The organism is Paludibacterium sp. B53371, from assembly GCF_018802765.1.
In the GTDB taxonomy this organism is placed as follows: Bacteria; Pseudomonadota; Gammaproteobacteria; order Burkholderiales; family Chromobacteriaceae; genus Paludibacterium.
The window spans coordinates 1,984,852-1,997,985 of sequence record NZ_CP069163.1; the positions used below are offsets into that span (position 1 = coordinate 1,984,852).

The 13,134-nt window shown below is 63.8% G+C and carries 8 protein-coding genes; 5 read left to right on the forward strand and 3 right to left on the reverse strand.

Going from position 1 to position 13,134, the window contains the following annotated elements:
• Positions 1-59: 59 nt before the first annotated feature.
• Together JNO51_RS09600 and dnaE are read left to right on the forward strand one after the other, a co-directional pair.
• On the forward strand, positions 60-965 hold the full coding sequence (locus JNO51_RS09600; protein ID WP_215776463.1) for a VirK/YbjX family protein: 906 nt from the start codon (positions 60-62) through the stop codon (positions 963-965).
• A gap of 8 nt (positions 966-973) precedes the next feature.
• The gene (dnaE, locus tag JNO51_RS09605; protein ID WP_215776466.1) at positions 974-4,420 is read left to right on the forward strand and encodes a DNA polymerase III subunit alpha; all 3,447 of its coding nucleotides are present in this window, start codon (positions 974-976) and stop codon (positions 4,418-4,420) included.
• Between the two features lie 252 nt (positions 4,421-4,672).
• Here the strand turns inward: dnaE and JNO51_RS09610 are convergent, their stop codons facing one another.
• The 3 genes from JNO51_RS09610 to JNO51_RS09620 form a co-directional block, all read right to left on the reverse strand.
• Positions 4,673-5,725, reverse strand: a complete 1,053-nt coding sequence (locus tag JNO51_RS09610) for a sensor domain-containing diguanylate cyclase (protein WP_215776468.1) — start codon at positions 5,723-5,725, stop codon at positions 4,673-4,675.
• Between the two features lie 29 nt (positions 5,726-5,754).
• A complete protein-coding gene (locus JNO51_RS09615) occupies positions 5,755-6,594 on the reverse strand; it encodes a CHAD domain-containing protein (protein WP_215776470.1) in 840 nt (279 codons plus the stop codon).
• A 102-nt stretch (positions 6,595-6,696) separates the two neighbouring features.
• Positions 6,697-7,686, reverse strand: a complete 990-nt coding sequence (locus tag JNO51_RS09620; RefSeq protein ID WP_215776472.1) for a LacI family DNA-binding transcriptional regulator — start codon at positions 7,684-7,686, stop codon at positions 6,697-6,699.
• 234 nt (positions 7,687-7,920) lie between these two features.
• Here JNO51_RS09620 and ptsP point away from each other — a divergent pair, with 234 nt between their 5' ends.
• The 3 genes from ptsP to JNO51_RS09635 are packed head-to-tail and all read left to right on the forward strand — an operon-like array spanning position 7,921 to position 13,080.
• Positions 7,921-10,419 carry a phosphoenolpyruvate--protein phosphotransferase gene (gene ptsP, locus JNO51_RS09625; RefSeq protein ID WP_215776474.1) on the forward strand — a complete coding sequence of 833 codons (2,499 nt, stop codon included), beginning with the start codon at positions 7,921-7,923 and terminating at the stop codon, positions 10,417-10,419.
• On the forward strand, positions 10,416-11,360 hold the full coding sequence (gene pfkB, locus JNO51_RS09630) for a 1-phosphofructokinase (protein WP_215776477.1): 945 nt from the start codon (positions 10,416-10,418) through the stop codon (positions 11,358-11,360). The genes ptsP and pfkB overlap by 4 nt, the downstream gene beginning before the upstream one ends.
• 34 nt (positions 11,361-11,394) lie before the next feature.
• Positions 11,395-13,080 (forward strand): PTS fructose transporter subunit IIC, encoded by a 1,686-nt coding sequence (locus JNO51_RS09635; RefSeq protein WP_215776480.1) that lies wholly within the window; start codon positions 11,395-11,397, stop codon positions 13,078-13,080.
• The last annotated feature ends 54 nt before the right edge of the window (positions 13,081-13,134 follow it).

The following is a 13,134-nucleotide window of genomic DNA, read 5'->3' on the forward strand; positions in this document are numbered from 1 at the left end:
GCGACTTGAGCGCCGTGCTTGAGTAGAATAGCGCCTTTGCTTCCCACACCTGATCCGGTATGCCCCAGACTGCTGCCTCACTCCTGCGCCAATTGGTGCGCGGGGACTTTTCTCGCCGCGATGGCCTGGACGAATTCAAGCACCGCTTCAAGCTGGGCTTTCGCAGCCTGCTGACCCTGCCGGCCATGCTGCGCTGGCTGGACCTGTTTGTTGCCGACGAGGCCCTGCTGGCCCATCTGCGGCTCAACCCCCGGCTGGCGATGAAGCTGCATCGGCCCTATCTGATGCAAAAGCTGAACACCGGTGCCAAGCTGCAAGTCCTGCTGGCCAATTACCAGCTGGAGAAATCGCTTTTCCCGCCCGCCATACTGGATACCGTCTTGCGCAACCAGCACCAGTTGCTGGCCGAGCTGACGGGCAAGGATGAGCGCCAGTACACCCTGCTGCTCACTCATGCCCACGGTTTCGACAAAGAGGGCGAACTGGCGATTCTGCTGATGGATCCTGCCGGCTTTGCCCTGGTCACGCTGTCTTTCACGCTTTGCCAGCGCCACGGCGCACCGGCTCTGGTCATCGGCGGCCTGCAGGGGCCGCGCCGTTATGAGGGCAGTGCCGACACCATCCGTGCCGTGACCAAGGCCTTCCACGGCCTGTTTCCCAAGCGCGTCGCCATGGAGGCCCTGACGGTGCTGGCGCAGCGCCTGGGTATCAAGCAGGTACTGGCCGTGGGCAAGGCACAGCACATTTACAACTCCTGGCGTTACCGCAAAAATTTCGAGGCAGATTACGACAGTTTCTGGCAGTCGCTCGAGGCCAAACCCGAGGATGGCGACTATTTCCGTCTGCCACTGCCGCTGCCCCGCAAGACCATGGAAGACATTGCCAGCAAGAAGCGCGCCGAATACCAGCGCCGCTACACCCTGCTGGATGACCTGGCGAGCCAGATCGCCACGAACATCAAGTAAAAGAGCGCATGAACGCAACCCGATTCATTCATCTGCGACTCCATTCGGAGTTCTCCATCACCGACGGCATCGTGCGCCTGGACGATGCGGTGAAACGTGCTCAGCAGGACAATATGCCGGCCATCGGCATGTCGGACCTGATGAACATCTTCGGTATGGTGAAGTTTTACAAAGCTTGCCGCGGCAAGGGTCTGAAGCCGATCGTCTCCTGCGATATCTGGCTGGAAAACCCCGACGATGCCGAAAAACCCTACCGCATGATGCTGACGGCCAAGAACCGTGCCGGTTATGGCCGCCTGTGCGAGCTGCTGACCGAAGCCTTCACGCACAACCAGCATCGGGGCCGCGCCGAAATCAGTCGTGCGCAACTCGAAGGGGGCGACAACAGCGGGCTGATCTGCCTGTCCGGCGCCCACTTGGGCGATGTCGGCATGGCACTGTCGATCGGTCAGCGTGACGAGGCCCTGCGCCGTGCGCGCCACTGGGCCGAGATCTTCCCCGGCAGTTTCTATCTGGAACTGCAGCGGCTGGACAACCCGCAGATCGAGTCGGTCCTGCAGCAGACCTTGTGGCTGGCCGGCGAAACCGGCCTGCCGGTGGTCGCCACCCACCCGATCCAGTTCATGGATCCGGACGATTTCAAGGCGCACGAGGCCCGGGTATGCATTGCCGAGGGTTACACCCTGTCGGACAAGCGCCGGCCGAAACACTTCAGTGAGTGTCAGTATTTCCTGTCGACCGAGCAGATGCTGGAGCGCTTCCACGACATCCCCGAAGCGCTGGAAAACACGGTCGAGATCGCCAAGCGCTGCAACCTGACGGTACAGCTGGGCAAGAACTACCTGCCGGATTTCCCGACGCCGGACGGCATGACACTGGATGACTACCTGCTGGCACGCACGCGCGAGGGGCTGGAGCAACGGCTGGCCGGGCTGTATCCGGATGAAATCGAACGTGAACGCCAGCGTCCGCGCTATGAGGACCGGCTGAAGTTCGAAATCGACACCATCGTACAGATGGGTTTCCCGGGCTACTTCCTGATCGTGGCGGACTTCATCAACTGGGCCAAGCACAATGGTTGCCCGGTCGGACCGGGCCGGGGCTCCGGTGCCGGTTCGCTGGTCGCCTACGCGCTGGGCATTACCGACCTCGACCCGCTGGAGTATGCGCTGCTGTTCGAGCGCTTCCTCAACCCGGAACGGGTGTCGATGCCTGACTTCGACGTCGACTTCTGCCAGGACAACCGCTACCGCGTGATCGAGTATGTGCGCCAGGCCTACGGCGCCGAAGCCGTCAGCCAGATCGCCACCTTCGGCACCATGGCCGCCAAGGCCGTGGTGCGTGACGTTGGCCGGGTACTCGACCTGCCCTACACCTTCTGTGACCAGGTCTCCAAGCTGATTCCGGCCGCGCCGGGCAAGCAGTACAGCCTGGATGACGCAGTCGAAATGGAGCCGGTGCTCAAAGAGCGGCTGGAAAACGAAGAAGAATTGCGCCAGCTGTGGGAGCTGGCCAAGAAGCTGGAAGGCCTGACGCGCAACATTGGCATGCACGCCGGTGGCGTCCTGATCGCCCCGGGCAAGCTGACCGACTTCTGCCCACTGTTCCAGGCCAGCGGCGAAGAAGCCGTGCCGGTATCCATGCTGGACAAGGACGACGTCGAGCAGATCGGCCTGGTGAAGTTCGACTTTCTGGGTCTGCGCAACCTGACCATCATTGATTTGGCGGTGCGTTACATCAAGGACCTTGACCCCTCCTTCACCACCGATCTGAATCACCTGGAGTTCACCGACCCGGACGCTTACCGCGTGCTGCAGAAGGCCAATACCACCGCGGTGTTCCAGCTGGAATCGGACGGCATGAAGCGGCTGCTGGAAAAGCTCAAACCTGACCGTTTCGAAGACATCATCGCCGTGCTGGCACTCTACCGTCCGGGCCCGCTTGGCTCGGGCATGGTGGACGACTTCATCCTGCGCAAGGCCGGCAAGCAGGAAGTCGACTATTTCCACCCCGACCTGACGGCCTGCCTGGAACCGACCTATGGCGTGATCGTGTACCAGGAACAGGTGATGCAGATCTCGCAGATCATCGGCGGCTATACGCTCGGTGGTGCCGACATGCTGCGCCGGGCGATGGGCAAGAAAAAAGCCGAGGAGATGGACAAGCACCGCGGCATCTTCACCGAGGGCGCGCAGAAAAAGGGCTACCCGGAGGAGCTGGCGCGCCATCTGTTCGACCTGATGGCCAAGTTTGCCGAGTACGGTTTCAACAAGTCGCATACGGCAGCCTACGCCGTGGTGGCCTATCAGACCGCCTGGCTCAAGGCCCATCACACGGCTGCCTTCATGGCAGCCACCATGTCGTCGGAACTGGACAACACCGATCAGCTGAAAGTGTTTTACGACGACTCGATCGCCAACCAGCTCAAGTTCCTGCCGCCGGACGTCAATGAGTCGTTCTATCGCTTCGTGCCGGTGGATCGCAAGCACATCCGCTATGCGCTGGGCGCCATCAAGGGCAGCGGCGAGTCGGCGGTCGAACACATCATCCAGGTACGCCAGGAGAGCGGTCCGTTCAAGGATCTGTTTGACTTCTGCCGCCGCACCGACAAGAAGCTGGTCAACAAGCGGGTGATCGAGGCGCTGATTCGTGGCGGCGCCTTTGACGCCATCGACAGCAACCGCGCCCGCCTGCTGGCCAACGTCGGTTTGTGCATGGAATCGGCCGAGCAGGAAGCTGCCAATGCCAACCAGGGCGGCCTGTTCGACATGTTCGGTGATGATGTCGCTCCGCCGCTGGAAATGCGCGATGTCCGCCCCTGGGATCAGATCACCCAGCTGGCGGAAGAAAAAACCGCCATCGGCTTCTACCTCTCCGGCCATCCTTTCGCCGCCTACGAGCGTGAGGTGCGAGGCTTCATCAAGACACCGCTGGCCCGCATCAGCCCGCGCAAGGAGCCGCAACTGCTGGCGGGCTTTGTCACCGGCATCCGCACCAAGGTCGGCAACCGCGGCAAGATGGCCTTCATCCAGCTCGATGACATGAGTACCAAGCTGGAAGTCAGCGTATTCTCGGAAACCTTCGACGCCAACCGCACCCGCCTGCGGGAAGACCAGGTGCTGGTGATCGAGGGCAAGGTCAGCAACGATGATTTTTCCGGCGGTCTGCGCATCACCGCCGACAAGATCTACGAACTGGGCGAGGCACGCAGTCTGTATGCCCGCAGCCTGCAGGTACAGATGTCACAGACCAATGCCGACACCGCCCGCTTCGCCGGTCTGCTGACCCCCTACCGCAGCGAAGAGGCCGGTTGCCCGGTACGGGTGGTGTACGACAATGGTCAGGCCCGCGGCGAGCTGATGCTGCCCAAGCACTGGGGAGTTCGGCTGGATGACGGCCTGATCGGCAGCCTGAAGGACTGGCTGGGCGACAAGGCGGTGAAGATCATCTGGTAAGCCCGGCAGGCCATGGGGCCAATGGCACAAAAAACGGCAAGGGCACGCCCTTGCCGTTTTGTTCAAATGAAAACCTCCACGCCTAGACCTCTGCTGCCAACCCCGGCACGCCCCCCGTTGTGACGCGTTTCCCCGCTCGGGGGCCGCCTGGCGATGCAAGGGGCGGTGGCGGGACACCGCCCCTGCCCCGGTGCAGCGGGGTCACTGCGTCAAAACATCGTCCGCGCTAGCGGACAAGACAAATCACCCTGATCACCCCGGCGCACTCGGATAAACCACCGCCTGCGCCCGGCCGCGTTCCTTGGCCATATACAGCGCCTGATCGGCCGCCTCCAGCCAGGTCACCTCGTCGAAGACCTCGCGGGCCGTCCCGACGCCCACCAGTCCGACGCTGGCCGACAATTGCACCTTGCTTTCCCCGACAATCACCGGCCCGCTGATCACCTGGACCAGCTTGTTGCCGACATCCTGCAGCACCGAAGGACTGGAACCCGGCAACACCACCAGAAACTCCTCACCGCCCCAGCGGCCGACGATATCGCCACCGCGCAGCGTGCGCTGGATACGGTGCGCCGCCTCTTTCAGCACCTCATCGCCAACCAGATGGCCGAACTCGTCGTTGATGGCCTTGAAATGATCCAGATCGACCAGAGCCAGAGAGAAACCGCGATGCTCGTGAATACAACGCGCATAGGCATGATTGGCCATGTCGATGATGCCGCGGCGATTGAACACCGAGGTCAGCTCATCGGTGATGGCCTCGCGCCCGACGGCACTGGCAAACACCAGCGCGCGCTCATGGGAGAAACTCAGATAACGCAGGGCAATGGTGGCTTCCAGCAGATAGCCCAGATCTTCCAGCCCCTGCAACTCGGCTTCGCTGATACTGCGCGGCCGGGTATCGGCAATGCATAGAGCGCCGATGACATGGCCTTCGGCATTGTGAATCGGCTGCGCCGCATAAAAGCGAATACCCGGTGCCCCGGTCACCGCCGGAACATGGGCAAAACGCTCATCCTGACTCGCATCCTCACAGACGATACGCTGCTTGGCCTTGACCACGTGCTGACAAAGGGATTGCTCGCAGGGCACCGCCACCGGAGCCAGGCCCAGCGGCGACATCATGTACTGATTCTGCCCGTCCAGCACGGAGACAAAGGTGATCGGCACCTGGAACAGTTTCTGCGCCAGCCGCGTGACACGCAGATACTCATGCTCAGCCGGCGCTCCCAGCGTCAGCATGCGCCGCAGCGATTCCAGTCGTGTCTGCGCCTCGGACACCGCGCGCAATTTGGTATGCAGCATGCGTCACCTCAATTGAGTAGCTTCTGATTTCAGCTTATACCATCGGGAATATCCACCAAACCATGACGACGCAGCAAGGGTTGCAGCAAGGTCATGGCACGCTGCATGTCCACCTGTTGGAATTGTGCGATCACCGGCTCCCACGCCGCCAGCGGCGCATCAGGCACCTCGGGCAGCCAGTGCAACAGGACGTCCCAGTCATGACAGTCGCCCAATGCCACCTGCAGCGACTTGAGCTCGCGCACCTGCCGCGCGTGGACATCGGGCAACTGATCGGCCAGCGCCAGCACCCAGAAACGATAATGCTTGATTGCCAGGCGCAGGCGGTGCCAGTCGCGCGCACGTTGTCGCCTGAGAGCCTGCTGCATGCGCCGCCCGAGCTGTGCGGCCAGGTCGTCGGCGTGACGGCTGGCGCGTCGCCGCAGTTTTTTGGCCGGCAGGCGTTGTTCCAGCCGCTCGACGGCCTCAAGCATCTGTCCCAGCGCGGGCTCCAGCCCCAGCACCGCCATCTCGCGGGCGAACTGGGCATATTGCTGGCGCAGCGCCTGCGCCAGCGCGGTCGATGGCCGGCGGCGATTGCGCGGCCAGCGCGCCTCCAGCAGCCGGATCAGACCAATCCCCACCTGGCGGTCACGCAGACGTGAGGTGGCGCGGTAACACAGGTCCAGCGTAACCGACAGCGTCTGGCAGGCAGGATCCTTGCGTACCAGGGGCAGCAGAATACGGAAAATACGCAGGGTCAGGCGTAGCTGATAGAGGGCATCGGCGGCCAGGGCGGGTTGCCTGAGTTGCCGGCACGCCAGCAGGGCCGCCTGATGCAGGGACTGGCAATGCACCAGCAGTACACCGGATGGGGACTTGGCTTTCATGACATCTTCATTGAGACGATGACCCTGTCAGCTTGCCCTGCCCGGCAGGCGAAGACAAGCGCTATTCGTCCCGAATGCGCGATGGCCGCCCCGGACAGACCTTCAGGCAGACTGCAGACGCGTCGAACCGCGGGCCAGCAGCTTGCCGTGCAGGACCAGCTGACGGGGTGACAGTGCCGGGTTTTGCAGCCGCGACAGCAGCATGTCCATGGCCATGGTGCCGATATCGGCCACCGGCTGTTCGATGACGGTCAGGCCATCGTCCACCAGGCCGGTCCAGAGATCGTTATCGAAGCCGGCCAGGCCGATTTGCTGGGGCATTTTCAAGCCGGCGGCGTGCACGGCCTGCATGGCGCCCAGCAAGAGCAGGCCATTGCTGGCAATCAGGGCATCGGGGCGCTCTGGCGCTTGCAACAGCTGCTGCACGGCCCGTGCGGCAGGGTCGCTGCCTGGTGCGATGAAGCGGGCGTCCGGTTTGAGTCCGTGCGCCTCCAGCGCCGCGCAGTACCCGGCAGCACGCTCCTTGCCGGTGGCACTGATATTGCCGAACAGCCCGCTGATGCGGCGGTAACCTTGTGCCAGCAGGTGCTCGGTCAGATGGCTGGCCGCCAGGCGGTTGTCGAGTACCACGGTATCGGTGGTGCCCGGGGGAGCGGCACGGTCAATCATCACCACGGGAAATTCGAAGCGCTCGGGACGAAAGCGCCGCGCCGTCACACTGGTCGGAGAAAAAATCACGCCGCATACCCGTTCCTCCTGCATCAGGCGCAGATACATGGCTTCTTTGTCGGGGTTTTCATCAGCATTGCACAGAATGACCCGCATGCCGGCCTGATACGCCACATCTTCGACCGCCCGGCTGACCGCGGTGAAAAAAGGATTGCGGATATCCGCCACGATCAGGCCGATGGTCTGACTATGCTGCGAACGCAGGCGCCGGGCCGACAGATTGGGACGGTAGCCGAGTTGCTGCACGGCCGCCTCCACCTGCTGACGCAGCGCCGCACTCACCGGCCCGTTGCTCAGCACGCGCGAAACGGTCGCGACCGACACCCCGGCCAGTGCAGCGACATCCTTGATCTTTGCCCCCATGAACCTACCCCGCTTGTAAAAAATGATCTTGCAGGCACCATTGTGCCCTGCCTCGGCCAATTACTTAAGGACCAGACCGGCAAACGGCCGGCGTCCCGGGCTGCCGGCCAGCATGCCCCCCCCGTTTCCCGCCACAAAAAGTCATGAATCAACCAGAGGGTATCCACGGCAAATTGACTTTTATGATGTAATCGTTTTCAATCATAGCAGATCTTCTCAAACGGTAGCCTCGCCATGAACGAAACCATACTGCAAAGTAAAAATATTCTTTTATCTTCTGATGCTTCCAGCAAAGACGAGGCTATAGAGCAGATTGCAGCGCTGATGGCAGCCTGTGACATCGCACCGATCGAATATGGCACAAGCTTGCTTAAACGTGAAAACGTTTCCAACACTTTTCTCGGCCATGGCGTGGCGATTCCGCACGGCATGCCCGAGGACCGCTCGCTGATCAGACAAACTGGCATTGTGGTCTTGCAAAGCCCGGCGGGACTGACCTGGAACCCGGGAGAAACCGTTCATCTGGTGGTAGGGATTGCCGCGCGCTCCGACGAGCACCTCGCCATCCTGCGCCGACTGACACGCATGATGCAGGATGAAGCCCTGATGCAGCAGTTGTTTCATACCGGTGATGCCGAGCAGATCCTGCAGGCGCTGAATGCCTCGCCGGGCGTCAGCCAGCCCGCCCCGGAGCCGGCCCATGACCTGCCCTGGCGCCAGACCTGGCAACTGGACTACCCGAACGGGCTGCATGCGCGCCCGGCCAGCGTCTGGGTCAATACCGCCAAGCAGTATGCCGCAAGACTGCAGATCCGCCACGGCCACGAAGTGGCCGACGCCCGGCATCTGGTCGGCCTGCTTCAGCTCGGTCTGCAGCAGGGAGATATCCTGACGCTGTCGGCTGACGGCAGCGATGCCGAACAGGCGCTGGATGGCTTGTTTGCCTGCATGCAGTCACTGAGTCAGAGCGAGAAAGCCTCCGCCGAGCTGGCCAAAGCCAAGGCGCGGGCGGCGGCCTCGCCACTCTTCACGCCCGAGGCGGGACTAGACAGCCTGCAAGGCATCGGCGCCAGCCCCGGGCTGGCCATCGGCATCACCCGGCGCTGGCAAACCCGCCAGCATCAGGTCGAGGACGTGCCGGGCTCGCTGGCCGAAGGGGGACAACGCCTGGAGGATGCCCTGCAGCAGGCACGCCAGGCACTGCAGACACTGGCAGACGACACACAGGCCCGACTCGGCGCCGAGGCCGCACAGATCTTCCACGCCCAAAACACCTTGCTCAGTGACGGCGAGCTGATCGGGCACTGCTGCCGCCTGATGGCTGCCGGTCATGGGGTCGCCTGGTCCTGGCAACAAGCCGTGGAGGAAAGCGCCAGCCGCCTGCAGGACAACCCCAACCCCCTGCTGGCGGCGCGGGCCGCCGACCTGCGCGATGCCGGACGGTCAGTCCTGGATCTGCTGCTGCCCGGCCAGACAAGCGGACACCGGCTGGATCCTGCGGAGAAGGTCATTTTGCTGGCCGAGGACCTGGCGCCCTCGGACACGGCGCGCCTGGACCCCGCCAATATTCTCGGTCTGTGTACCGCCCGGGGCGGCCCGACCTCGCACACCGCGATTCTGGCCCGCACGCTTGGCCTGCCGGCCCTGGTCGGCGCCGGCGATGACTTGCTGCAGATCGCCGATGGCACCCAGGTGATTCTCGATGGTCAGCAGGGAGCGCTCTACCTCAACCCGGGCAAACAGGCACTGCAGCAGGCGCAGGAGAGCATGGCGCGCCAGCGCCAGGCCTTGCAGTCGGCACAGCAGAGCGCCGGTTTACCGGCCCAGACACTGGATGGCCATCGCCTCGGCATCCAGGCCAATATCAACCGGGACGATCAGGCCGCCGGCGCCCTGCAGTCCGGCGCCGAAGGCGTTGGCCTGATGCGCACCGAACTGCTGTTCGTCGAGCGCGACCATGCGCCGGAAGAAGAGGAGCAATACCAGGCTTACCGCGCCATGCTCAGCGCACTGGATGGCAAACCGCTGGTGGTCCGCACGCTGGACATCGGTGGCGACAAGCAGGCCCCCTGGCTGACCCTGCCGGCCGAGGACAATCCTTTCCTCGGCGTACGTGGCGCCCGGCTGCTGCTGCAGCGCCCCGACCTGCTGGATACCCAGATGCGGGCGCTGTATCGGGCCGCGATTCATGGGCCGCTGTCCGTGATGTTCCCGATGATCACCAGCGTCGCCGAGCTGCAGCAGTTGCGGCAGCGCTGCGAAGCGATCCGCCAGTCGCTGCAGGCTCCAACCATCCCGCTGGGCATCATGATCGAAGTGCCGGCAGCGGCAGTACTGGCCGACAAGCTGGCACTGCATGCCGACTTCTTCTCCATCGGCACCAATGACCTGACGCAGTATGTGCTGGCCATGGACCGTCAGCATCCGCAGCTGGCCGCCCAGGCGGACGCCCTGCATCCGGCCGTGCTGCGCCTGATTCGTCAGACGGTGGAAGGCGCCCACAGCAATGGCATTGATGTCAGCGTCTGCGGCGGCCTGGCCGGTGACCCGGATGGTGCGACCATCCTGGCCGGCCTCGGGGTCGACAAACTGTCGATGAGCCCGAGCGACATCCCGGCAGTGAAGGCACGACTGCGCGCCAGTCGCAAGGATGGGCTGCAGGCACTGGCCGAGCGCGCCCTGGCCTGCGACAACGCCGCTGACGTACGCCGCCTGTGTGGAGAAAGCGCATGAGCAACCCGATCATTACCGTGACGCTGAATCCCGCTATCGACCAGACGGTACGCCTGACGCAACTCCACCCCGGGGCAGTCAACGCAGCGCTGGACAGCCAGAGTCACCCGGGCGGCAAGGGCGTCAATGTGGCCGGCTGCCTCGCCGACTGGGATATTCCGGTGATCGCCACCGGCATTCTGGGACGCGACAGTGCGGACACCTTCGCCGAGATGTTCCACCAGAAAGGCATCGGCAACCGCTTTGTCCTGCAGCCGGGTCATACCCGCGTCAACATCAAACTCAGCAGCGAGCAGAACACCACCGACATCAACCTGCCCGGGGTAGCGGTCGATCCGGCGGTGTTTGCGCGCTGGCGCGACACCCTGGACGAGCTGGCCGAACCCGGACGCTACATCGTTCTGTCCGGCAGCCTGCCGACCGGCATCCCGGATGACTGCTACGCCAGACTGTGCAGCCGCCTGGCCGATGATCAGAGCCGCATCATCCTCGACACCAGCGGCGAACCGTTGCGCCGGGCACTGGCCGGCACCACCCTGCCCGACTGCATCAAACCCAATCGCGAGGAACTGGCGCAATGGGCAGGCCACCCCCTGCCGGAAATCCGTGACATCCTGGACACGGCGCTGTCTATTCACCGTTCGGGCGTTCGCCAGGTCATCGTCTCGCTCGGCGAACAGGGCGCGCTGTTTGTCGGCGAGCCCGGCCAGTGGCTGGCCCGCTCGGCACCGCAGAAACCACTGAGCACAGTGGGCGCCGGGGATGCACTGCTGGCCGGCTGGGTTGCCGCCCAGCATGCCGGACTGGCATGGGAAGACAGCATGCGCCAGGCCATGGCCTTCGCCGCCGGCAAGCTGGCTTTTCTCGGCCCGAACCTGCCCGACCGTTCCACCATTGACAAGCTGGCCGCAGAAGTCCAGCTGACCCGACTGCCTGCCTGAGCGGCCTGCAGCCAACACCCAGAGGAGACAGACCATGTCCAACACGATTGTCGTCATCACCGACCCGGGGCGTCTGACCCAGGCCCTGCTGGCCAGTGAAGCGCTCAAGCAGGCGGCGCAAAAGCGCGGCCTGACGCTGAGTATCGAGATCAATGGCACGCCGTCCCTGACAGCGGCCGAAATAGCCGGGGCCAGCGAGATCCTGCTGGTGGGCGAACCTGCCGACAAGGCGCGCTTCGCCCAGAAACCACAGCGCCAGTTAAGTCTGGATGCCGTGCTGAACGATCCGGCCGCCGCGCTGGGCGGGGCCGGTGCCGGCAGCGCTGCAGCCGGCCTGTCGATTGTCGGCATCACCGCCTGCCCGGTCGGGGTGGCCCACACCTTCATGGCGGCCGAAGGGCTGATTCAGGGCGCCAAGGCACTCGGACACCACATCAAGGTGGAGACCCAGGGTTCGGTCGGGGCACAGAACACCCTGAGCGCAGAGGAGATTGCCGGAGCCGACCTGGTCATCATCGCCGCCGACACCCAGGTCGACCTGTCGCGCTTTGGCGGCAAGCGCATCCTGCACGCCAGCACCAAGCAGGCCATTGCCGACGGTACCGAACTGGTTCGACGCGCCATCGCCGAAGCACGCGAACAGACACCAAGCGCCTCGCTGCTGGACCAGACCATGGCAGCCAAGGCCGACCTGAGCGCCCAGCGCAGCGGGCCGTACAAACATCTGATGACCGGGGTATCGTTCATGCTGCCATTTGTGGTGGCCGGCGGCATCCTGATCGCCCTGGCCTTCGCCCTGGGGGGCATCTATGCCTTCGATGACAGCCACAAGGGCACCCTGGCCTGGGCACTGTTCCAGATCGGGGCCAAATCTGCCTTCGCCCTGATGGTGCCGATTTTGTCCGGCTACATTGCCTACTCCATCGCCGATCGTCCCGGCATCACCCCCGGCATGGTCGGCGGCATGCTGGCCGGCAGCCTGGGTTCGGGCTTTCTGGGCGGCATCGTGGCCGGCTTCATCGCCGGTTACGGCACCGACTGGCTCAACCGTCACATCAAGCTGCACCGCAATCTGGACAGCCTGAAACCGGTGCTGATTCTGCCGGTCCTGGGCTCGCTGCTGGTGGGGCTGCTGATGATCTATGTCGTCGGCACCCCGGTCGCCGGCGCACTGGCCTGGCTGACCGAGTGGCTCAAGAGCATGCAGGGCTCGAGCGCCATCCTGCTGGGCGCGCTGATCGGCGGCATGATGGCTTTCGATATGGGCGGACCGGTCAACAAGGCGGCCTACACCTTCAGTACCGCGATGATCGCCAGTCAGGTCTATGCGCCGATGGCCGCCGCGATGGCCGCCGGCATGACGCCGCCACTGGGGATTGCCCTGGCCACCTGGATCTTTGCCGATCGCTTCACGCGCGATGAACACGAGGCCGGCAAGGCAGCTGCCGTACTGGGCATTTCCTTCATCACCGAAGGGGCCATCCCCTTTGCCGCCCGCGATCCGCTGCGCGTCATCCCGGCCCTGATGGGCGGCTCGGCGCTCACCGGCGCCCTGGCGATGATGCTGGGCGTGGAGCAGCGCGTCCCGCACGGTGGCATTTTCATTCTGCCCATCCCCAATGCCGTCACCCATCTGGGCAGCTATGTCCTGTGCCTGATCGTCGGCACCGTGGTCACGGCCCTGTTGCTGCGGCTGCTGAAGAAGCCGGTCAAGGCCTGACCCCCTCGTCTCTCCCTCGCCGCGCACCCTGGTGCGCGGCTTTTTTCGGGCAAA

What these genes read in the sequence shown, in the direction of transcription:
- JNO51_RS09600 (WP_215776463.1), top strand. Translation starts at nt 60, where the DNA reads ATGCCCCAGACTGCTGCCTCACTCCTGCGCCAATTGGTGCGCGGGGAC.
- dnaE (WP_215776466.1), top strand. Translation starts at nt 974, where the DNA reads ATGAACGCAACCCGATTCATTCATCTGCGACTCCATTCGGAGTTCTCC.
- JNO51_RS09610 (WP_215776468.1), bottom strand. Translation starts at nt 5,725, where the DNA reads ATGCTGCATACCAAATTGCGCGCGGTGTCCGAGGCGCAGACACGACTG.
- JNO51_RS09615 (WP_215776470.1), bottom strand. Translation starts at nt 6,594, where the DNA reads ATGAAAGCCAAGTCCCCATCCGGTGTACTGCTGGTGCATTGCCAGTCC.
- JNO51_RS09620 (WP_215776472.1), bottom strand. Translation starts at nt 7,686, where the DNA reads ATGGGGGCAAAGATCAAGGATGTCGCTGCACTGGCCGGGGTGTCGGTC.
- ptsP (WP_215776474.1), top strand. Translation starts at nt 7,921, where the DNA reads ATGAACGAAACCATACTGCAAAGTAAAAATATTCTTTTATCTTCTGAT.
- pfkB (WP_215776477.1), top strand. Translation starts at nt 10,416, where the DNA reads ATGAGCAACCCGATCATTACCGTGACGCTGAATCCCGCTATCGACCAG.
- JNO51_RS09635 (WP_215776480.1), top strand. Translation starts at nt 11,395, where the DNA reads ATGTCCAACACGATTGTCGTCATCACCGACCCGGGGCGTCTGACCCAG.